Here is a 22086-nt window from a genome sequence, read left to right as displayed (position 1 = left end):
AATTTGAGCATTATGTGGTTTCATTACTCACTAATTAGCTGCATATTTAGCTAAAAAATAGCAAAGAACGAAATTAAGAACAAACAAGGAATTTATTATGGACATCATACGCGTACTACTATCAATCTTACTTCCTCCATTAGGTGTGTTTTTGCAAGTAGGCATTGGCGCCCACTTCTGGATAAACATACTGCTTACTATTCTTGGTTATTTTCCAGGCGTAATTCATGCGGTTTATATCATCGCGAAAAAATAGTGAAGGTATAAAAGGTCAAACTTTAAAAAGCCAGTGACAGAAATATGATTTCTGTCACTGGCTTTTTTGTTGCGTGTTTTTTACCAACGCTTTTGCAATAAAGTGAATTGTTATGTGTTCGAAGGAATGTGCACTTAAGAGTGTGAGCTTCGAAATACGTATTTAGGTAAAGACATTTTCGTACTTGCACCCAAAAAGTCATTGCTTCATATTATGGATTAAAGCCAGTATGCAAAAACCCTCTATGTATGGCTCTCACGTCATATATAGAGGGTTTTTCAGCTCTTAACACTTGCATTAGGTATTGGCGAGTTAAGACGCTAACTCTTGGTTCATTTCTTTCTTATAACCTGCCGCTAGTTCGGTCTTTTGGTGTTCATTAAGCACTCTTCCCGCTACGTGAAAGAACTCTTGCTCTTCGTCAGCTAAATGGTGCTCAACTTTTCCCTGAAGCACTTTTAAATGATGCAGCCATGCAGGTGAACTCATATCGGTATCGTCTAACTTTGCGATAAGCTCATCAATTTCATGATGCTCTGCAATTCCATGCCGCGTTAAATCTATCGTCGCGTCTTTCTCAAGAAGATGAGTATAAAAATGACGTTCCTCAGCAATAGCGTGGCTCTCAAGCTGTTGTTTAAGTTCTTCGAAATATTCTTGACGGGCAGGGGTATTGCCACTTGTCTCTGCAAGAATTTTAAGCAGTAGGCGTTGCTTCTCATGGTCTTGACGTAATGCTTCAAAGATTTTCACAGTTAGTTCCTCATTAATTAAATATTCAATTACTTATATAGTGTAATGCGATAACCATTCCATAATGCTGAATTTTGTATCTCATTGAATATTATGCGATTTTATTTGAATTAAATCGGGCGCTTGATGTGGGCGTACAAATGTGAGCAGTTTTTACACTTTGTACGCCTAATCTTTCAAAAGGAATTATACACTGTTGGTTTACACGCCTTGTGCAACAATAGCATCCGCTAATCTTCTAAACGCGGCGATGTTGGCGCCTTTCATGTAGTTAATGTAACCGTTTCGATTAGCTAGCAATTTGGCTTCCTCAAGGCAACGCTCATGAATACTTTGCATAATAGACTGTAGCTCTTCATCGAGAATGTGGGCACTACGTTGACTAAACATCGCATTTTGCGACATTTCTAAACCCGAAAGGGCAACGCCACCTGCGTTGGATGCTTTACCAGGTACATAGGCTATATTTTTGCTAATGAACGCTTCTTGAGCTTCTATACTACAAGGCATATTTGCCCCTTCTAGCACCATAGTACATCCATTTTTCAATAGCTCTTTTGCGTCGGCTTCGTGAAGCTCATTTTGTGTTGCACAGGGTAGGGCGATATCACATTTAATATGCCAAGGGGTTTTCTTTTCAAACCACACTCCAGCGCCTCTTTTTTCAAGTGCGACCAATATATTGTCTGATGTGGTGTGTTGTTTGATAGCCCACGCGATGTCAGCTTCGCTGAAGCCCTCGTCGCAAAACAACAACCCGCGACTGTTTGATAGTGTGACAACACGCGCGCCTTTTTGAATGGCTTTTTGCGCAGCGTGCAGGGCAACATTACCCGCACCAGAAACCACAACGCGCTTATTGTTGAGATCTGTGTCGTTGGCCTTACACACCGACTCAGTAAAGTAGATAAGGCCAAATCCTGTTGCCTCGGTTCTCACATAGCTTCCACCAAATTCAAGGCCTTTCCCCGTGAGAACGCCTTCAAACTTGTTGTTTAATCGGCGATACTCACCATACATGTAGCCAATCTCTCTTGCTCCAACGTTGATGTCGCCCGCTGGAATATCGGTATTGGCACCAATATGACGTTGAAGTTCTCGCATAAACGCCTGGCAAAAAAGCATAATGTCACGGTCGCTTCTACCTTTAGGATTAAAGTCTGAGCCTCCTTTACCACCGCCCATTGGTAAGCCCGTTAATGCGTTTTTAAAGCATTGCTCGAAAGCCAAAAACTTCAGTACTGAAAGATTCACCGTTGGATGAAACCTTAATCCCCCCTTGTATGGGCCCATTGCGCCGTTATGCTGCACGCGCCAACCTTGATTAACTTCTACGTTTCCTTCTGAGCTTACCCAGGAAACCGTGAAATAGATAACACGCTCTGGCAAACACAGGCGGCGAACGACGTCTCCCTGTTTGTAAGCGCTATTGGCATTGTAAATTGGAATGATGTCTTCTAGTACTTCATGAACAGCCTGAAGATATTCTTTTTCGTTTTCAAATTTTGTATTTAAAAAACCGTAAATTTCATCAAAGTTACTGACGTCTGACATGTGGGTATTTATTCCTTGTTTTCTATATTGGTAAGCACATTGAGGCTTCTAGGAGAGGTAGTTATTGACAAGATGTCTGCTTGATAGATTTCACCATCTACTGCATATGACACTGTGCTATCGAAAGTTAGTGTGACTGTTTTAGCTTGCGCATGACGAATATTCTCTGAGTGACGCTTGCTTTCGCTGGGTCTCAATATTAATTCTGCCAACGACAATAACTGCTTATCAGGTGTGGTTTGGGGTATCAGCCACGTCAGGTCAAGCTTTCCGTCAGTAATATCTGGTGGCTCATCACCTTGAGCTAGCGCCGTTGACATGGGGGCAGCATTGGCCACTACAAAACTTGGCGTTGTCAACGTATCTTCTTCACCCTCGTCGGTTTGAATGCGAAATTTCATATTTTGATTGTTACTGATAGCGCTCCACAGGCCTTTGAGATAGGCAAATTGACCGCCTTCATTTTTTTCATCTCTATCTGCGGATGAAATCATTTGTTCCTCAAAACCAACGGCAGCAACGAGTAACATGATGTTGTCATTACAGCTTGCCGTATCAATAGACAGTGTTTTACCTTCGATAATAATGTCGCAGGCAATATCAATTGGCATTACTTTGCTCATGTAGCCGTGAAGCACTTGGCTAAGTGCATTCGCTGTGCCTAACGGAATAAAGCCCATGGTAAGCGGTGTATTAACGAGTACTGAGGCAACCTCTGCCAAGGTACCATCTCCACCGCACGCCACAACGATATCGGCGCCTTTGTCTTTTGCCTTTTGGGCAAGCACTTTTCCATCTTCATCTGGGGTGGTTTCAGCTACGGTCACATTGAATTTTTCGTTTAGCCGCGCCAATATCTGGCTTTTGTTTTGTGACCATTTGCCGCCCCCCGCTACGGGGTTAGCGATAAGAAATAGATTCTGTTGTAGAGAAAGTAGCCCACCTTTTTTTACCTTTTCTAAAGCAGATAACTGTTTCTTGTTAAGCCTTGCAGTTTCACGTATTTGATTAATACTCTGCATGGCCTGGTCAACGGTTAACGATGGGTCTTTTGCTAACAAATAAGCCGCAACCACGAGTACAGAACGTCCTCTGCCTAAGGCACAATGCACAACCACATTTCGCTCAGCTGCTATCTGTTGATCAATCCAGTTGATAGCATGAATAAGTTGCTCTGAAGTGGGACTTGTATGATCAAGTACAGGAATATTAAGGTATTGGTAGTCTTCGCGCAGCGCGGTGTAATCAAGACCATCAAATTCGGCGGTGACATCAAGTATGGCGGCAATATCATTTTCATTTAATAGGTCAACATGCTGACCAGACATTCGACATGCTAAAAAAAGATTGTCTTTCACCTTCTGCAGAGGAGGCACCTTATCAGTTCTTCGCGCGTATTCGTTGTAAAGCCACGAACCGAATAGGAAAGGAACGAAAATCCAGCGTATATAAAAGGGGATGGAGCCATCATCGCGTTTTCTAAAAAGAGAGGGATAGTTGAAAATGTAAGCACTGCTCACCGCTGCTAAAGAAAACGAAGTCCATCCTAGTAAAATTTTCAAGACAATAGATTGACTAATAAGCAGAAGAGCAAATGCTAGTAGTGCACCGGCGATATAATATTTAACCATCTTCACGGCGAAACATATCCTTTGTTATTGCAATTAGTTATCTATACAGCACAGGGTTAAATTTCGTTTACTTTTCTAAATAATTTAAGGCCCTCATTATTCGTTGCATCTCATGTAGATAATGAACTTTGTTTGTGTTGTCGTCGTAAGTGAGGTTATCTAGTCGTAACTGATGTTTCGTAAATAACGAGTGAGTTCAATGAAAAACGATGTTGTTGTTAAGGTTGCCAATTTTGTATGGTTTCAAACCATTTGGTGGCTAGTGATTTTATTTCAGAACCAAGCTGTTCTTGCAGTCGTCGGGTTACTCATTCTGTGGCTTTGGTTTTCAACGGAACGTCAAAATGACCTAAAACTGATGGCATCCATGTTTGTTATCGGCACTCTTATCGATACAGCACTGACTGTATCAGGCGTTTTCATTTTTACTGAGGCGCAAGCCAATATTTCTTTGCTACCCATTCCTATTTGGCTCAGTTTGCTATGGGCTGGCTTTGCTGGCACCGTGTACCACAGTCTCACTGTGTTTAAGGGGCGTCCACTTTTAGCTGCACTAGGTGGCGCCATTTTTGCGCCGCTTAGTTACATTGCAGGGGCTAATTTTGACGCTGTTGAACTGGGCTTCTCTGTGCCTGTAACGTTTGTAATTATAGGGATAGTATGGAGCATTGCGTTTCCATTTTGCTTTTATCTATCAACCGTGTTTGTATCGTCAGACACCCAGAAATAGTCGTCGGTAAAGCGCGGCTTTACATCCATCAACTCAAGGAGTGTATTGATTATGACAAAAAATGTTTTGGTCACCGGAGGCAATAGGGGCGTTGGCTTAGAGATTGTCAAAGGCATGGTTGCTGAAGGCTACAAAGTGTTAATGGGCTGTCGAGACGAAGATGCCGGACTAGAAGCGAAAAAAGATATTGTTGGTGGAGATCTCCACGTTATCGAAATGCCTTTGGACAATGAGTCTGCCATTGTAGACGCATTTACGAGAGCAGAAGCGGTATATGGGCCTATTGATATTTTGATTAATAACGCTGGCGTGTTAGACGATACCCAGTGGACAGACGTGACCTCCGAGTCATTTGCATCGTCTATGCAAGTCAACGTTTTCGCACCGTTAACATTAATTCAGCAGTCCCTCCCGAAAATGATAGAGCGAGGATTTGGCCGGATTATTAACGTCAATTCTAGCTATGGTAGTTTTCATGAATCCCTAGCAGGTCCATTTTCTTATGCAATATCAAAAGCAGCCGTTAACGCACTAACCGTGAAGATGGCTGCGGTAGTAGACAATGCAAAAGAAGATAAAGAGATTGATGTTGCGGTAAACAGTATGACTCCAGGTTGGGTGCACACGAGGATGGGGGGGGCAGATGCACCAAAAACCCCTGAGGAGGGGGCCGATACTGCAATATGGCTAGCAACGTTGGCAGACGATGTACCCAATGGCAAGTTCTTTAAAGATCGAAAAGAAATTGCTTGGTAAAAGTGATTCGTAAATGCAATTTAGAAGGCTGCCAATGTTTAAGGCAACCTTCTGCTTGTAGAGGCAGTCCTCTACGTATAGAAGCATCGTGGCGCTATGGTTTGGCAAATTTCTTTCTTAGTAAAGCTTTGCCGAAATAGCACTGTGGCGTACGTACTGGTTATAGCGAAAATCGCTCTCTCAAAAATCGTGCAACACCATCCTCATGATGATGGCCTATGATGGATGATGCAGCCTCCTTGATGGGCGCTTTCGCATTACTTGGTGCGTAAGCCTCATCCGCTATGGAAAACATACTCATATCGTTATCGCTGTCTCCAAAGCAGATTACATTTGTCGCCCCTAATTGCTGCTTTAATATTTCAACGGCACTACCCTTGCTGGCGAGTTCGTGATGCACATCCATCCATCGATATCCATCGCCTTCAATTGCAGGGCCTGAATAGGCAATTAGGCCCTCGTTGGCATTAAGCTCGTTCCACATTCCCCGAATAACATCCCCATCACCTATCATGCTGATATTGGTAATATGCGCCTGGGCCGGCATGTGGTCAAATGGTAGTAGGGCTGCTTTTGTTTTTGAAAAATATTTATTGATGAGGTTTTTCTCAATCTCATGCTGCGGTGCGTGATGAAATATGATGTGGTCGTGATGTTGCGTGTTTACATCCACCGTATTGATAAAAGGCGTAATTCCATTACGAGTAGCACACTCAATAATTGTGGCGGCTTCGTTGTCATTAAGTAGGTTTTCAAGTGTAAGAGCATTGCCAGTAGGGTCCCAGATGGCGACGCCATTGTTGTATATATGGGGTAGTACAAATGGTTGCTGCCCAATCACATGCTGTGCAGAGTGCATTGTCCTCCCAGTTGCCACGGTGTATGCAATATCGCGTTCACTGAGAAGTGCTAGTGTCTCTCTGGTGTAATCCGATATTTCGGACGACTTGTTCAGTAACGTTCCGTCTAAATCAAAAAAAATTAAATCCATAGATACTGTCCGGTCGATGTAGGTGAGGGCAATATGATAAAGATCCCATGATACGGGATCTTTACTCAATAGTTTAATAGAACGGAAGGTCTATGTAACTTATTTAATCGATTGCACTACATTGTTGCTTTGTTGCTGTAGCAAACCTGAAATCGTCTTTGCGGATTGTGATTTATGTAAATTAATAATTAATGCCGACTTTCCGTTACGAGCGGCATCACTCACATTCAAAACAATTTCGTTGCGATCTGGTCGCAGAGCAATTAAGCCCGCCACAAACATACCAATAAATGTACCAGGGCTTATGAGGGCGATGTGCGTAAACCAAGGATTTTGTTGCGTAAGTGCTGGTCCGTACTGCGTTAGTAGAAACGCAGCAATCATACCTATGACAAACCCTATCCCAGAAAGCGCAAGATGCGACGTCCAAAGGGTGTTTGCTATAGATGAAGATTTCTGCTCCAACTTTTCGCTCAATTTGGGGTCACAAGGCTCTATCAACTCGCTTTGGTGCGAGGCAACGTTTGTTTCTTCTTCAACCCGTCTCAAAGCAATTTTTGCCTCGTCAGTAGTGTCAAATATAGCAGCAACCTGGAGCTTGTCACTTGAGACAATCGCTGCTCGTATATTGGGGTTGCTACTCTCTTGTGACGTAGTTGTATTCTGGCTGTTGCTTTTCATTGGAACTCCCATATTTCAAAACTTACAGCTGCCTTCACGCAAACCCGAAAATTGCTTGATAAAAATTTAACATCCTATTTTTGTCTTTAATCGTTAACGATGTTAATCAAACAATTGTCAATTAAGTAGCATGTCGGGCATGAACGCTGTGCAGTTGAAGTGCAATATCGATTCATTTGTATTAATTCGCTTATGAATAAACGTATACAAGATGTATTCCGTTCATAAATTTTATCGCATCAAAGTAGTAGTGAGTTGCTCAGACGAGGCTATGTGTAAAAAAGGTGAATAGTTGTATCGCTGTATCTTATTGAATTTAAAGTACTAAGCACAAGAGTCAAGTTATATTCCTGATCAAGAAATTTGAATTCAACGCTACAAGCCGCTTCACATTCAATCGTAATAGAGGCTCAACATAAGGATGATTGTGTGTCGGTTTTTCACAACATTTGCAAAAATAACACGGTAAATTCGACAGTAGATGATTATGCCAGCACGCTCCAATATTTTACTTCACTCGAAGTTAAAAAAACGCAATCAGTGAGAATTAGAGCTATTTTTCATTAAGATTTCGGCGATTCATTTGTTGTCATAAAACTGTTTTAGGATGTTCCTAAAAGCCAAGGGATAGCTTCTTTGGAATGTTATTTGTTCAGGAAGGGTGGTTTGTTTCATTTAAGACGCAAATGTTTTGTTATCTATGTAACTGGTTAAATTTTGTTTAAGATTATAGCTGATTGTATTGTTTCATAGTAAATAAGTGTTTTTTAATCATATGAAAATTAACAAAAAAATTTAATTTTTGAACCAATGTTGTTCGTGAAACACGTTAAACGTAAAACATCATGCTACTAGTACTGACTGCAAGTTGAGCATAATTTGCGCTTGAAATATTCTCAAAAATCTATATATTGTTTGAACTCTAATGATTATTGCTCGATGTAAATAGCATTTTGCTAGAAAGGCATGCACGTTGCTTGAGCTGGAACATAATGATTAGATTCCCGAAGCTGAAGAGGACTTTGTTCACTATATGACATCTGAAAGTTACATATCGCTGGCAGCGTTTTCGACAACATTGCTAGGTAAAGGCGTGTTTGCACACCGCCCGATAAAAAGTAACGTAGCGAATGCTTCAGTAAACGGACAGCTTAAAAGCGGAGCAGAAAAATCGTCTCTGCCACATTTTTTGCCTTCAAGCACTACAACATGCACGGCTTGCTCACCAACAACACGTTCACGAATTGAATATTCGCGAACGGCAGCAGGTTTATTGTCGGTGCGTAACAACATTGCGCTAAGGGGAGTAAGTTCGTCTCTTAGGCTGCGCAAGGTTTTCTCAAAGACCAATTCATTATTTTTATCAATACCGTCAGAACCGCTTCGTTTATTGGAACTGCGTGGCTGAATGTGATTTAAAAAAAATGGTCTAAAATTAATAAAACTAAGTTAAAAATTACTATGGAGCATGCAATTTGCAGTTGCTTCAAGGCCGGCTAACGCCAATCGCGTTTTAATACTTGATAATGAGTATTTAAGAGCATTGCAATTAACTGCACTGCTCAAGAACATCGATAGATAAAGCGCCGGTCAAGAATTTGCGAATCAACAATCTAAAGGTTAGATATTTATTATGAGTCATCCAAATTGGAATCGCGTAGTTATCAAAGTGGGAAGCGCACTAATTGCACCTAATCAACAGGGGTGTAGTAGTCACTACTTACTTAGCATTGCGCAATTCATCGTGCGCTGTAGAGCCAATGGTACCCAGGTTGTTTTAGTTTCCTCGGGGTCAGTGGCTGCAGGTTCACACATGTTTGCAGATCAAGAAAAATCTAACATAGCGGTCAAAAAAGCTATGGCTGCTGCAGGGCAAACAGAAATGATTGCAACCTGGGATAGATTGTTCGATTTTCCGTCTGCTCAAATGCTGCTAACACACGCCGATCTGCGTGACAGAGAGCGTTATGTCAGTATCAGGGAAACTATTTTCAGTCTTCTTTATAACAACATTCTACCAATCGTAAACGAAAACGATACGGTTACGACTGACAAGTTGAAAGTTGGCGATAACGACAACTTGTCAGCAATGGTTGCAGCAGCAGCGGATGCTGATGCACTAATAATATGCTCTGACATTGATGGGTTGTACAATAAAAACCCACACGAACACGATGATGCAAAGATGCTTAAATCGGTGGATACCATTGATGAAAGTATTTACGCCATGGCCGGCGGTGCAGTGAAAGGTGGCGTTGGTACCGGCGGTATGCGCACCAAAATTGAAGCTGCAGAAAAAGCAGTGTCACATGGCATAGACACCTACATAATTAATGGTTTTACAGAATTGTCGTTTAATATGCTGTTGGCCGGTGAAAACCCTGGCACGCACTTTAGACCGTTCAAAAAACCAATGAAAGAAAATGAACATTGGATGCGTCACACATCAAACGCCCAAGGTGAAGTTATTATTGAAGGTAACTTTGACGGCACGTTGATAACGGACAGCGACCAACTGACAAGCAGCGAAATTATCGGTGTAAACGGCGAGTTTTCAGTGGGCGATACCATATTGGTTCGAAAAGAAGACGGAACGAAACTTGTTAAAGCCAAATCGAATTACAGTAGCTGTTTATTGAATTTTATTGCTAATCAGGAAAGTGATGAGTTTGCCCATGAATTCGAAGAGAAGACAGGGCCAATTATTTCTGATCAGCACGTAGCAAACCTGGAGAAAGAATGAGTATTATTACTGAGTTAGCACAACAAGCAAAACAAGCTGCACGTACACTGGCAATTTTGGATGAGAGCCAGAAAAACGCGGTGTTAACTGACATGGCTGCAGCGATTCGAGCAAATAAAGACAAAATTATTGCTGTGAATGAGAAAGAAGTTGCACGAGCTAAAGAAAATAATCTAGACGCTGCAATGATTGACCGTTTGATCCTTGACGATGAGCGCATTGAATCAATGGCCGAAGGCATCGAAGTTATCGTTGAACTTGACGATCCAGTGGGCAAAGAACGTGTGTTCGGCACGCGTCCTAATGGCATCGAAATTAAGAAAATGCGTATACCTCTTGGTGTAGTGTGCATGATTTATGAAGCACGCCCAAATGTAACAGCAGATGCTGGTGCTCTATGCTTCAAATCGGGTAACGCGGTAATACTGCGTGGTGGTAAAGAAGCGCTAGATACCAGCCTTGCGATAGCAGAGCTAATGCAAGAGACTCTTGAAAAGCACAACTTGCCAAAAGCCCTTGTAACCGTGGTGCCAAATCCTGACCGTGCGCTGATGCAAGAACTCATGGAACAGAGAGACTACATTGATGTGATAATCCCTCGCGGTGGTGAAGGGCTTATTAACTATGTAACTGAGAACTCAAAAGTGCCAGTTATCCAGCACTTTAAAGGTGTATGCCATCTTTACGTAGACAGCGATGCCGACTTAGACAATGCGCTAGAAATTTTACTTAACGGTAAGACGCAGCGTACGGGCGTATGTAACGCTTTAGAAGGGTTAGTTGTTCACCAAGCCGTTGCTGGTGAGTTTTTGCCTCGCGTCGCTCAGGCGTTTAAAGAGCACAACGTAAAAGTTCACGTAGACAGCAAAGGCGCTTCTTACTTTGAAGGCGCAGATGTTATCGACGAAAGTGGCTACGGTGAAGAGTATCTTGGCCTTGAAATTGCCATTCGCGTGGTTGATGATTTTGACGGTGCCATCGACCATATTGCACAATTCGGTAGTAATCATACTGAAGTAATCTGCACGAAAGACAAAGCAAAAGCGAAGCTTTTCCAACGTGCCGTTGATGCCAGTGTGGTAATGGTAAATGCATCATCGCGTTTCTCAGATGGTAGTCAACTAGGTTTAGGTGCCGAAATTGGTATTGCAACAACCAAGCTGCATGCCTATGGACCAATGGGTCTTGAATCGCTCACGTCGGAAAAATATTTGGTTAATGGCGAAGGTCAAATTCGCGCGTAAACCCCATTTCCATAGACATCATAAGGTGTTACTTATGACATTCTTTTGATATTCCTATGGGATTCAGACTGGTCGGCATTGTGCCAACTAGTTGCGTGCTTCATAATGCAAAGCGCTGACACTCGTCAGCGCTTTTTTTTTACTAAATTTTCAAATTACGTCTCGGAGTACATGCGTGCAGATAATGATAGAGCCAGAACAGCTATGGCAGCAACTTATTGCTTATGCGAACGAATACAAACTAGTGGCCTCTATTTTATTGCTCGTAATGCTTCACTATGTAAAAAAAGGGCTTCTACGTCTCATTAAACATAGAAGTACTCGCCACGGCGAGGACCGACGAAACCAAATCAACATTCTTGAGCAGCTAGGCAATGCATTCATCATAATCTTGCTGATGGTAGTGTGGTCATCAGAAATACAAACCTTGGCCATATCCATAGCGGCATTCATGGTAGCCATAGTACTGGCTACCAGAGAGTTTATTCAGTGCTTCATGGGGTTTATCTACTACCTTAGCGCCAGACCGTTTCGTGTGGGTGACTGGATCCAAATGAATAACGTGATTGGTGAAGTTGTCGAAATGGACTGGGCGAAAACTGCATTATTAGAGGTTGACCCAGAAAGCTTCAACTTTACCGGCAAGCATGTTTATGTGCCTAATAGCCAGCTAGTGACACAGACTGTCAAAAACCTCAACTTTATGCGCCGCTACAGACTGCATTCCTTTGAAATCGTTAATGAACCCACCGTTAACGCTTACAGTTTATTGCCTGCATTTCACGCCAGAGCGCAAGCACACTGCGAATACTTTCGCGATGTTGCTGAAAGGTATAAAGGATTAATTGAGCGTCACCTAGAACAAGAGTTTATTCGTATTGACCCTGAAGTTGAAATTAAGACCAACGAATTAGCAAAAGTCGTGGTTAAAGTGAGTTTGTTTTGCCCCACCGCCGAAGCTCATGAATTGGAACACAAGATGTGTTCAGATTGGCTAAGTCTATGGTTTAGAGCGATGAAAGAGGACAACTTACTGGGCAATACCCCAGAGCAAGCCGCTATCGGGGTGCCGCAACACCTTGGTGCTGCAACACAGCCATCAGCTGGTGGCGGTGGTTTCTAACTACATGTCCATTGCCGATTTCGAGTGAAATGATTTTGTAAAAAAGCCATCTGGTCTGCGAGAATTTTCCTGTTCATCAAGTAAAAACGCTCATAAACGTTTGGTCTGAAAGGAACGGCGAGTAAGGGCATGCTAGCTTCTTCAGGTGTTTTTGCGCCTTTGGCGTGGTTGCATCGCTGACAGGCAGAGGCAACGTTAGTCCAGTTGTCTTTACCGCCCCGAGAGCGGGGTAGAATATGATCGCGAGTAAGCTGTTTTGGCGCAAACTGTGTACCGCAATAAAGGCACATGTAATTATCGCGGCGAAAAAGGTACTTATTAGTTAACGCAATTTTTCCGCTCATATCAGTGACCTTGCCATCGCAAGCTATGATACTCGATAACGGCAGCTCACTTTGAATGCCAGCGTGATTCCAGCCTCCTTTAAGCGTGATGGCGTCTTTACCAAGTTCAAACAATACCTTGTCCTGACAATACAGTTTGGCGGCGTGTTCTATATCTATCCACTCTTGTGGCATTCCAGCCTTATTCAGTCTTAGCACAAGCATAAATTCCCCTTAACGCACATTTGTTTTATACGGTTATTTTGTGAGGTTGTTATTTTTGACCGTTGCTCAAACACCAGCATACTCGATTTTATGGCATCAGTTTATTGCATTGTGATGAAAATATAGCCATGTCATCACATTTAATACAGTCACAAAGCTGCGGTGGGGAATAGGGGAGATAAATACATAATAATTTCAATGTTAGCTCGCATTTGACGATGGCAAAATTCAGCGTTCATAGCTATACTAACCGCCGCAATTAAAAGCGATAAATAAAGATTGAAATTAAAGGACAAATAGTGACTCCTATTACTAAATCATTTCAGTATGGTCAGCATACTGTAACTCTAGAAACGGGCGTAATCGCTCGTCAGGCAACAGCAGCGGTTTTAGCGAGTATGGACGACACGTCTGTATTGGTATCGGTAGTTGGCAAGAAAGAAGCAAATGCGAATCAAGACTTCTTTCCTCTAACAGTTAATTACCAAGAAAAAGCGTATGCTGCAGGTAAAATTCCTGGTGGATTCTTCAAACGTGAAGGCCGTCCATCTGAAGGTGAAACGTTAATTGCACGTCTTATTGACCGTCCAATTCGTCCACTTTTCCCTGAAGGCTTCAAAAACGAAGTTCAAATCATCATTACGGTAATGTCTGCTAACCCAGATATTCCAACTGATATCATCTCTCTTATTGGTACATCAGCAGCGTTAGCGATTTCTGGTATGCCTTTCAACGGCCCAATTGGTGCCGCACGAGTAGGTTTCAGTAACGGTGAATACATTCTTAACACCCGCGCAGAAGAGCAAGAATCAAGTGAGCTTGATTTAGTTGTTGCTGGTACTGAAGCGGCAGTATTAATGGTTGAATCTGAAGCCGCTGTGCTTTCAGAAGACACTATGCTTGGCGCCGTTATGTACGGTCACGAGCAAATGCAAGCAGTCGTTACTGCGGTTAACGAATTCGCAGCAGAAGTCGGCACTGAAAAGTGGGACTGGAAGCCGGAAGAAGAAAACACGTCGCTTAAAGATAAAGTGAAAGCACTTGCTGAAGCAGAAATGACGGCGGCTTACCAAATTTCCGACAAGCTAGAGCGTAAAAACGCTGTAGTTGCTGCAACAGACAAAGCGCTAGCGGCGATTGTTGCTGAAGATGAAGAACAAGACCAAAAAGAAGTGCTTGAGCTTCTTCACGACCTTGAATCTGACGTAGTGCGCTCTCGCATTCTTTCAGGTGCACCTCGTATTGACGGTCGTGATCCTAAGATGATCCGTGCTATCGACGTAGCGACTGGCATTCTTCCACGTACTCACGGTTCTTCGTTGTTCACACGTGGTGAAACGCAGGCAATCGTAGCTGCAACACTAGGTACAGAACGTGACGCACAGATGATTGACGAGCTTCAAGGCAAGCGCGACAGTCGTTTCATGCTTCATTACAACTTCCCTCCATACTGTGTAGGCGAGACTGGTTTTGTTGGGTCTCCAAAGCGTCGTGAGATTGGCCACGGCCGTCTAGCGAAACGTGGTATCCAAGCGGTTATGCCAAGTGAAGAAGAATTCCCGTACGTAGTACGTGTGGTATCTGAAATCACTGAGTCTAACGGTTCATCATCTATGGCATCAGTGTGCGGTACGTCACTTGCGCTAATGGATGCTGGTGTTCCTATTAAGGCATCAGTTGCAGGTATTGCAATGGGTCTAGTGAAGAGCGACGAAAACTTTGTTGTACTTTCAGACATCCTTGGTGACGAAGATCACCTTGGCGACATGGACTTTAAAGTTGCGGGTACTACCGACGGTATTACTGCACTTCAAATGGACATAAAGATTGAAGGTATCACTAAAGAAATCATGCAGATTGCGCTTAAGCAAGCTAAAGAAGCCCGTTTGCATATTCTTAAAGTGATGGACGAAGCGATTGGCGGTCACCGTGAAGAGCTTAGTGAATTTGCACCGCGCATTTACACCATGAAAGTTGACCAAGACAAGATTCGTGACGTAATTGGTAAAGGCGGAGCAATGATTCGCCAAATTACTGAAGAATCTGATACCAACATCGAAATTGAAGATGACGGCACTATCAAAATCTTTGCAACAGAGCGTGCGAAAGCAGAAATCGCTATTGCTAAGATTGAGCAAGTGACTGCTGAAATTGAAGTGGGTAAAACCTATAACGGTAAAATTACCCGCATCGTTGACTTCGGTGCTTTCGTAGAAGTACTTCCAGGTAAAGAAGGTCTTGTTCACATTTCACAAATCGCTCATGAGCGAGTGAACAAAGTAACTGATTATCTTAAAGAAGGCGAAATGGTTGACGTTAAGGTTATGGAAATTGATCGCCAAAACCGTGTACGTTTAAGCATTAAAGAACTTCTAGAAAAACCTGCTCCAAAGTCTGACGACGCAGAGTAAGTATGTTTAAATGCGGTAAACACCGTAGTTAAACAACGAAGTTAAAAAGAAAGTTATAAAAAGGGAGCCTGGCTCCCTTTTTTGTTTTGTGAAAATGAGTTTTACAGCTAAGGATTAAAAATGGATAAACAAACGCAAACCGAAGTAGAAGCAGCAGTTTTTCGTCGCTTAGTAGAGCACCTTGATGCCAACAAAGATGTTCAAAATATCGACCTAATGATTCTGGCTGACTTCTGCCGCAATTGTTTAGCAAAGTGGTACTCAGCTGCTGCAAACGATAAGGGCGTTGAAATAGATTATGACGCGGCACGTGAAGTAGTTTACAAGATGCCTTATTCTCAGTGGAAGGAAAATCACCAGCTGCCGGCTTCTGATGAACAATTAGAAAAATTAGCGGCAAGACAAAACAAGTAAGGGTTTCCTTTCCCTCAAGCATCTCGATACCGCTGAGGCAGCAGTACAAAAAGTCTGTTGTCTCATAATAAACTTAAACCCTTAGATTACGTAACTTTTGTGTAACCAATATTTTTGTACAGATTTTTTATTGTTGATATAGGGACAGTGTTTCTAAGGGACGATGCTTCTATTAGCTTAAAAATCGTATGTCACTGCGCCTACTCGACATAGCTGGAGAAGCTTAATGCAAGAAGCCTTAAAAAAATCTGAACCATCGCTGACGGAAGGCTCCATATTCTCTCACATGGTGCGCTTGGCGATCCCCGCCTCAACGGGCATGATTTTCAACACCTTGTATAACCTCACGGATACCTGGTTTGCCGGCTATTTGTCAGATAATGCGCTCGCAGGCTTATCTATCGCATCAAGTGTTTTCTTTTTACTTTTATCAATCGGTATTGGTATTCAAACCGGTGCGTCTGCAATGATTGCGCCCGGGGCTGGACGAGGAGAGACTCACGAAGTTAAAGGGTGGCTAGATAATGTAAGCGGCATTGCCATCGCCTTCAGTGCACTTTCATGTATTTTAGGTTACTTTACGGCGCGCCCCTTAGTGGTGTTGCTTGGTGCTGAGCCTAATATTGAGCCACTGGCGATGGAGTATCTATGGGTAACGCTAGCAGGCACCGTAGGCTTCACTTTATCGTTCGGTGCCGCTGGTGCGTTAATGGCACTGGGAGATACTAAATCTAATCGCAACGCCCTGATGATTGGTTTTTTTGCGAATTTCGGACTTAATCCGCTATTTACCTTCGGCCTTGATTTAGGGGTAAGCGGCATAGCACTGGCTACCGTAGTGATAAAGTTTGCTACTGCCTTTTACCTGCTTCGTGTACTTATGAAGCGTTTAAATATATCGGTAATGCCCACCTTTGATAAACAACGTTGGCTCGATCTTCTGAAGCAAATTTTACCTGCCAGCTTTAACATGCTCACAATTATTTTGGGTGGGTTTATTACCGTCGCGCTTATTGGTCAATTCGGGAGCGAACACGTGGCAGGGTACACCGTTGGTCTTTGACTTGAGCAGGTACTTTTACTGCCAGCATTAGGTTTAAACAGCGCGGTAATGGCTATTGCAGGTCAGAATATGGGCGTGGGTTTTTACGACCGAGTAGCCCAGACGTACCGAAAAGGATTGTTAATCGGTTTCTTAATGGCAGTTGTTTCTATTCCGGTGATGTATTTTCTATCGCCAATGGCAATGGGTCTTTTCAGCGACGACAGTGCCATTAAAAATACAGGCGTCACTTACCTTCGAATTGATACGTTAGCGTTTTATGCGTACGTTGTTTTGTTTCAGAGTGTGGCTATTTTGCAGGCAATGCAAAAGCCCATGTTTCCTATGTATCTTGGGATTGCCCGACAGCTTGTTGTGCCTGCCTCCATTAATTATGTGCTCATTGTGATGTGGGACTATCCCATGGTATCCATGTTCTACACCATAGTGACTGTGGTTATCTTGAGCGCCATTATTGCTTTCTTCTATACCACTAGAGAAATTAATCGAGTTAAGGGCCCTAGCTCCTAAAAAGACTCCTAGAAAAAGCGTCTAAAAAAGTGCCTAAAAAGAGCTCCTACAGCAAAGAAAATTACGACTCAAACCTACTAAGTTGAGAATAATAAAGGGAGGGTTGTACTAATGTGTCTCGAGCCACACCAGCGGCTACTCCTTGACGTTGCATCGTGCTTTAACGTTTTGTAACGATTATTCTTTATTAGTCCTTTGCGTTACCGCTGTTGAAAGGCTACCTTAATTTAGATGGTGGGTACAATCTGCATTTTTGCCGCCCGAGAAAGGTTTAACACCCCAAAGCTAAAACAAAAATTTACGACAAAAATTAACGTCAGAAACTGGCGTGTTGACCTACGAACTAACCTACGAATAAAGTCATAAACGTTTTGCAAACATAAAAATAAGGATAATATTTTATGAGTGTGTTCAAACATATTACGAGGCAGTTTTCTAAAAAATGCCTGAGTATTGTCGCTATTACCTTGGTAGGAATATCCCCCGTGGTAGCTAACGACGATATTGATATAAGCTATGAAAAGTTCACGATTGATAACGGTCTTACCGTTATTGTTCATGAAGATCGCAAAGCCCCCGTTGTCGCAGTGGCGGTGTGGTATAAAGTGGGGTCGAAGGATGAGCCCGAGGGTAAATCTGGTTTTGCTCACCTTTTTGAACACCTTATGTTCAACGGCACTGAAAACTACGATGACGAGTGGTTTGGACCTCTTCAAGAAGCTGGCGCTACCGGGCTAAATGGTACAACAAATTTTGACCGCACCAACTATTTTCAAACCGTTCCAACTCCAGCGTTAGACCGTATTTTATGGATGGAATCGGATCGCATGGGTCACCTTTTAGGTGCAGTTACTCAAGAGAAGCTTGATGAACAACGCGGCGTAGTGCAAAACGAAAAGCGTCAAAGAGAAGATCAGCCATACGGCGCGTTTTTAGGTCATGCTGTTAAAGCATTGTTTCCCAATGAACACCCTTATTCTCACAACGTTATCGGCTCTATGGATGATTTGAATTCAGCGTCTTTAGATGACGTGAAATCGTGGTTTAATAAATATTATGGCCCGAACAACGCTATCCTGGTGCTAAGCGGTGATATTAATGCCGAAGAGGCCAAACCGATGGTAAACAAATACTTCGGTGATATTGAGCCCGGTCCATCACTTGCCAAGTGGCAATCTTGGATCCCAAGCCGCTCTGCGAATACACGGGAAATTATTCAAGACAAAGTACCGCAAACTCGTATTTCTCGCTTGTGGGTGTCTCCTGAAAACAAAAGTGCAAAAGCCACAGACTTGTTAATTGCAGCAAGTGTGTTGGGCGATGGTAAAAACTCTCGCATGTACAAAGAGTTGGTTTACGATCAACAGATTGCTACCAATGCGTCAGTATTTAACTACGAACTGCAAATTGCATCCATCTTTGGTTTGAGTGTTGATGTGGCTGCGGGTGAAGATGTAGAAAAAGTAGAACGCGAAATGGATAAAATTATCCAGGAATTCTTGCGCAAAGGACCAACGAAAGATGAAGTTAAGCTGGTATCTACAAAACGACGCGCCTCAATCATCCGTGGACTTGAAGAAGTTGGCGGCTTTGGTGGTAAAGCCGATAGATTAGCAACGGGTGAATTCATTGCAGGTGACCCTACTTATTTCAAAACAGAACTAAAAGAATTGGCTAATGCAACGCCTAAGAAGATAAAAGCGGCAGCTAAAGAATGGTTAGGTGATGGCTGGCACCAGATTACTTTTGTGCCATTTGAAGAGCATGCTGCTAGTGGCGAGGGCGTTGACCGCAGTTCAGGGCTTCCTGATATTGCTGCTGAAACACAGCTTACCTTTCCAGAAGTGACCCAGACCACACTATCAAATGGCATAAATGTGGTATTCGCAAAGCGTTCTACCGTGCCGCTTATTAATGTTGCGGTTCAGTTTGACGCAGGCTACGCGGCAGATGCGGGCGGCAAACTTGGTTTAGCAAGCTTTGCAACGGGTATGCTCGATGAAGGTGCAGGTCGTTACGACGCGCTCGAATTAGCTGCAGAGCTTGAGCAATTAGGCACAAACCTTAATAGCGGCTCAAATTTAGATACGACAACAGTGCGCATGTCCATGCTTAAAGAGAATATGGAAGAGTCACTTGCCTTATTTGGCGATATTCTCAAAGACCCAACGTTTGATAAAGAAGAAATTGAGCGTCAGCGCACATTGATACTCAGCAATATTGCACAGCAGATGACACGCCCAATAAGCATTGCGCTTACGCTGCTGCCACCACTAATTTACGGTGATGATCATGCCTATGGCATACCTTTCACAGGTTTAGGTACGGCGCCTGATGTGACTTCAATTACGCGCAGCGATTTAATCGACTTTAAAAACACGTGGTTACGCCCAGACAATGCGACCATTTTTGTTGTTGGCGATACAACCCTTGACGATATCAAACCCACGTTAGAAAAAGAGTTTGGTAAATGGAAAGTATCTGGTGAAAAAGGGACTAAGCAGATTGCCGAAGCACAGCTGCCTGAAAAAGGTCGAGCCATTATTATCGACCGCCCTGGGTCACAGCAGTCACTCATTCTTGCCGCCCACCTTGCACCACCAACGGGTGTTGAAAATAACATCGCGATTAACGCAATGAACGAAACGCTCGGCGGCGCATTCACTGCGCGGGTAAACATGAATCTTCGCGAAGATAAAGGGTGGGCATACGGTGCTTACACATTCTTGCAGGAAGCTCGTGGACAACGGCCATACATGGTTTATGCACCAGTGCAAACCGATAAGACTGGCGCGTCGCTAGAAGAGCTAAAGAAAGAGCTTAACGGCTATCTTGGTGACAACCCACCTACTGAAATGGAATTGAACAGAGCCCGACTCGATCAGGTACGTTCGTTACCCGGACAGTATGAGACAGCAGGTGCTGTACTAGGTAGCTTATTGTCAAGCAGTCGGTTTAATCGCGAATTTAATTATCCAGAAAGCTTGGTAGAAAAATACAATGGCTTAACCCTTGACGACTTAAATAGCGCAGCTAAACAAGTTGTACAACCAGGTAAGCTTACGTGGCTAATTATTGGTGATGCTGAGAAGATTAAGGCGGAAGTAGAAGCCGCTGATATTGGACCTGTAACGGTTCAGGATATGAGCAGCCTTTAAACAAACTCCCATAATAAAAGCCGAAGCAGATATTGCTTCGGCTTTTTTGTTTGTAGCTTTTATTACATTGTTTATTAAAACTTTTTTTGAAACGAGGAAATGCCAAATGAAGACAATTGAAGTGCATTTGGTCAATGCGTTTACCGCTTTTGATGAGGGCGGAAATCCTGCGGGGGTGGTACTAAATGCAGATAGCTTGTCTGCTGAAGAAAAACTGAAGGTTGCTCAGGCCGTGGGCTATTCTGAAACTGCCTTTGTCTCTAAAGACGAATACGCCGACTTGGCGCTGTCATTTTTCACCGTCACTGGTGAAGTTGATTTTTGCGGCCATGCCACTCTCGCTGCATTCTCACTGATGTTTCAACAGGGAATATTACAAGCAGGGGACTATACACAACGCACCAAGGCGGGAATGTTGGGGGTGAGTATCACGGGCGACGGTAATGTCGTTATGGAGCAAAAGTCGCCAGAGTTTACCCAACGCCTTCCTTATGAAGATGTATCTGAACTTATTGGAATTTCACCTGATGTTTTGGCATCCACTCAACTTCCCATTGAAGTTGTTTCTACTGGGCTGCCGGATATTATTGTGGCTGTGCCAACAGGGTATTTAAGTAAAATTGACCTAAACGCAGATAAAACCACTGAGTTTTGCCGACAGCATAATGCAGTTGGCATTCACGCCTTTGAGATCTGTGAATCCTCGTCTAACCTCACCGCGAGTTGTCGAAACTTCGCCCCTTTGCTAGGGATCGCGGAAGAATCGGCTACCGGAAGTGCCAGTGGTGCCTTGGCCTGTTATTTAGCTAAGCATAGTATTGAAGAGATTGATTCTAAAGGAAGCAGCAGTGAAAATTGCAGCAAACACCAGCGTGCGCTCACTAAGGTGAATCCAACTTTTAACTTCGTCTTTGAGCAGGGGCGGGCAATGGGATGTGTTTCACGTATTTTGGCTACTGTTGCCATTAAAGACAGCGAAAACACTCAATGGGAAGTATCGGTGGTAGGCTTAGCCAGCCTTATTGGCAAAAAAGCTATCGAGCTGAGGTCCCCGAGTATCTAAAGCTCACTTACTTTTGTTCCGCTTAAGGTAATAGCCTAGAGGGATGCCGGAAGCAGAACGTGTTCAGATACTCAATGTGCCAAAGTGAAATCGTAAGGGCGCTTGTTTTAAAAGCCCTAGTCTTGGACTAGTTTTACCCGTATTTTATTACTTGCCAATGTAGTGTGGTGAAGACTTTTCAAAGCATTGTTAGCCTCGTCAGCATCAGCCATCTCAACAAAGGCAAAACCTTTTGATTGGCCGGTCTCTTTGTCAAGTACAAGGCTGCACTCATTTACAGTGCCGTGCGCTGAAAAAAGAGTAAGAATTTCTTGTTCTGTGGTCGTTCTCGCAAGATTGCGAACTAGAAGTTTCATAGGATCGTCGCTTTATAGAGTGAACCTTTATTGTCTCAGGTATAAACAAGCAAACCAAGCAAAGAATACATTTATTCAACACGCCCTAGTTGCTGTGAAAT

The 22086-nt window shown here is 43.2% G+C and carries 20 protein-coding genes; 12 read left to right on the top strand and 8 right to left on the bottom strand.

What is annotated here, in order from left to right:
- Window positions 1-97: 97 nt before the first annotated feature.
- Entirely contained in the window at window positions 98-256 is a 159-nt protein-coding gene (locus GTQ48_RS09485; protein WP_032096492.1) for a YqaE/Pmp3 family membrane protein, read from the top strand.
- Window positions 257-568: 312 nt separating this feature from the next.
- On the opposite strand, the gene GTQ48_RS09480 is transcribed toward GTQ48_RS09485, so the two are convergent.
- The 3 genes from GTQ48_RS09480 to GTQ48_RS09470 form a co-directional block, all read right to left on the bottom strand.
- Window positions 569-1009 carry a hemerythrin domain-containing protein gene (locus tag GTQ48_RS09480; RefSeq protein WP_163106456.1) on the bottom strand — a complete coding sequence of 147 codons (441 nt, stop codon included), beginning with the start codon at window positions 1007-1009 and terminating at the stop codon, window positions 569-571.
- A gap of 201 nt (window positions 1010-1210) precedes the next feature.
- On the bottom strand, window positions 1211-2563 hold the full coding sequence (gdhA, locus tag GTQ48_RS09475) for an NADP-specific glutamate dehydrogenase (RefSeq protein ID WP_163106455.1): 1353 nt from the start codon (window positions 2561-2563) through the stop codon (window positions 1211-1213).
- 8 nt (window positions 2564-2571) lie between these two features.
- Window positions 2572-4200: a diacylglycerol kinase family protein gene (locus GTQ48_RS09470; RefSeq protein ID WP_163106454.1), complete on the bottom strand. Its 1629-nt coding sequence runs from the start codon at window positions 4198-4200 to the stop codon at window positions 2572-2574.
- Window positions 4201-4393: 193 nt separating this feature from the next.
- Here GTQ48_RS09470 and GTQ48_RS09465 point away from each other — a divergent pair, with 193 nt between their 5' ends.
- Together GTQ48_RS09465 and GTQ48_RS09460 are read left to right on the top strand one after the other, a co-directional pair.
- Window positions 4394-4924, top strand: a complete 531-nt coding sequence (locus tag GTQ48_RS09465; protein WP_163106453.1) for a DUF2878 domain-containing protein — start codon at window positions 4394-4396, stop codon at window positions 4922-4924.
- Window positions 4925-4975: 51 nt separating this feature from the next.
- Window positions 4976-5680 carry an SDR family NAD(P)-dependent oxidoreductase gene (locus GTQ48_RS09460; RefSeq protein ID WP_163106452.1) on the top strand — a complete coding sequence of 235 codons (705 nt, stop codon included), beginning with the start codon at window positions 4976-4978 and terminating at the stop codon, window positions 5678-5680.
- Window positions 5681-5840: 160 nt separating this feature from the next.
- Here the strand turns inward: GTQ48_RS09460 and GTQ48_RS09455 are convergent, their stop codons facing one another.
- The 3 genes from GTQ48_RS09455 to GTQ48_RS09445 form a co-directional block, all read right to left on the bottom strand.
- Window positions 5841-6671: an HAD family hydrolase gene (locus GTQ48_RS09455; RefSeq protein ID WP_163106451.1), complete on the bottom strand. Its 831-nt coding sequence runs from the start codon at window positions 6669-6671 to the stop codon at window positions 5841-5843.
- Between the two features lie 99 nt (window positions 6672-6770).
- A complete protein-coding gene (locus tag GTQ48_RS09450) occupies window positions 6771-7352 on the bottom strand; it encodes a hypothetical protein (RefSeq protein ID WP_163106450.1) in 582 nt (193 codons plus the stop codon).
- Between the two features lie 1047 nt (window positions 7353-8399).
- Window positions 8400-8684, bottom strand: a complete 285-nt coding sequence (locus GTQ48_RS09445; protein ID WP_163106449.1) for a hypothetical protein — start codon at window positions 8682-8684, stop codon at window positions 8400-8402.
- A 301-nt stretch (window positions 8685-8985) separates the two neighbouring features.
- Here GTQ48_RS09445 and proB point away from each other — a divergent pair, with 301 nt between their 5' ends.
- The 3 genes from proB (at window position 8986) to GTQ48_RS09430 (ending at window position 12462) form a co-directional block, all read left to right on the top strand.
- Window positions 8986-10095 carry a glutamate 5-kinase gene (gene proB / locus GTQ48_RS09440; RefSeq protein WP_163106448.1) on the top strand — a complete coding sequence of 370 codons (1110 nt, stop codon included), beginning with the start codon at window positions 8986-8988 and terminating at the stop codon, window positions 10093-10095.
- A complete protein-coding gene (locus GTQ48_RS09435) occupies window positions 10092-11339 on the top strand; it encodes a glutamate-5-semialdehyde dehydrogenase (protein WP_163106447.1) in 1248 nt (415 codons plus the stop codon). The genes proB and GTQ48_RS09435 overlap by 4 nt, the downstream gene beginning before the upstream one ends.
- A 175-nt stretch (window positions 11340-11514) precedes the next feature.
- Window positions 11515-12462 carry a mechanosensitive ion channel family protein gene (locus GTQ48_RS09430; RefSeq protein WP_338023303.1) on the top strand — a complete coding sequence of 316 codons (948 nt, stop codon included), beginning with the start codon at window positions 11515-11517 and terminating at the stop codon, window positions 12460-12462.
- Here GTQ48_RS09430 and GTQ48_RS09425 read toward each other — a convergent pair.
- Complete coding sequence (locus tag GTQ48_RS09425; RefSeq protein ID WP_163106446.1) at window positions 12459-13010, bottom strand: HNH endonuclease; 552 nt, start codon at window positions 13008-13010, stop codon at window positions 12459-12461. The two genes, GTQ48_RS09430 and GTQ48_RS09425, sit on opposite strands and share 4 nt — an antisense overlap.
- Window positions 13011-13309: 299 nt before the next feature.
- Here GTQ48_RS09425 and pnp point away from each other — a divergent pair, with 299 nt between their 5' ends.
- From pnp to GTQ48_RS09400, 6 genes are all read left to right on the top strand, one after another.
- Window positions 13310-15421, top strand: coding sequence for a polyribonucleotide nucleotidyltransferase (gene pnp, locus GTQ48_RS09420; protein ID WP_163106445.1), 2112 nt, complete (start codon window positions 13310-13312; stop codon window positions 15419-15421).
- Between the two features lie 120 nt (window positions 15422-15541).
- Window positions 15542-15835: a DUF1244 domain-containing protein gene (locus GTQ48_RS09415; protein ID WP_032096480.1), complete on the top strand. Its 294-nt coding sequence runs from the start codon at window positions 15542-15544 to the stop codon at window positions 15833-15835.
- 226 nt (window positions 15836-16061) lie between these two features.
- Window positions 16062-16898: an MATE family efflux transporter gene (locus GTQ48_RS17680; protein ID WP_239060057.1), complete on the top strand. Its 837-nt coding sequence runs from the start codon at window positions 16062-16064 to the stop codon at window positions 16896-16898.
- Window positions 16899-16916: 18 nt separating this feature from the next.
- The gene (locus GTQ48_RS17675) at window positions 16917-17408 is read left to right on the top strand and encodes an MATE family efflux transporter (protein WP_275405628.1); all 492 of its coding nucleotides are present in this window, start codon (window positions 16917-16919) and stop codon (window positions 17406-17408) included.
- Window positions 17409-17809: 401 nt separating this feature from the next.
- The gene (locus GTQ48_RS09405) at window positions 17810-20566 is read left to right on the top strand and encodes a M16 family metallopeptidase (RefSeq protein WP_163106444.1); all 2757 of its coding nucleotides are present in this window, start codon (window positions 17810-17812) and stop codon (window positions 20564-20566) included.
- A gap of 106 nt (window positions 20567-20672) precedes the next feature.
- Window positions 20673-21629 (top strand): PhzF family phenazine biosynthesis protein, encoded by a 957-nt coding sequence (locus GTQ48_RS09400; RefSeq protein ID WP_163106443.1) that lies wholly within the window; start codon window positions 20673-20675, stop codon window positions 21627-21629.
- Window positions 21630-21745: 116 nt separating this feature from the next.
- Here GTQ48_RS09400 and GTQ48_RS09395 read toward each other — a convergent pair whose 3' ends face one another.
- Window positions 21746-21985, bottom strand: coding sequence for an RNA recognition motif domain-containing protein (locus GTQ48_RS09395; RefSeq protein WP_163106442.1), 240 nt, complete (start codon window positions 21983-21985; stop codon window positions 21746-21748).
- Window positions 21986-22086: the final 101 nt, after the last annotated feature.

The organism is Alteromonas genovensis (assembly GCF_010500895.1).
Classification (GTDB): Bacteria; Pseudomonadota; Gammaproteobacteria; order Enterobacterales; family Alteromonadaceae; genus Alteromonas; species Alteromonas genovensis.
The sequence above is the reverse complement of the archived record's forward strand: the minus strand, read 5'-3'. Positions and strand labels throughout refer to the sequence as shown.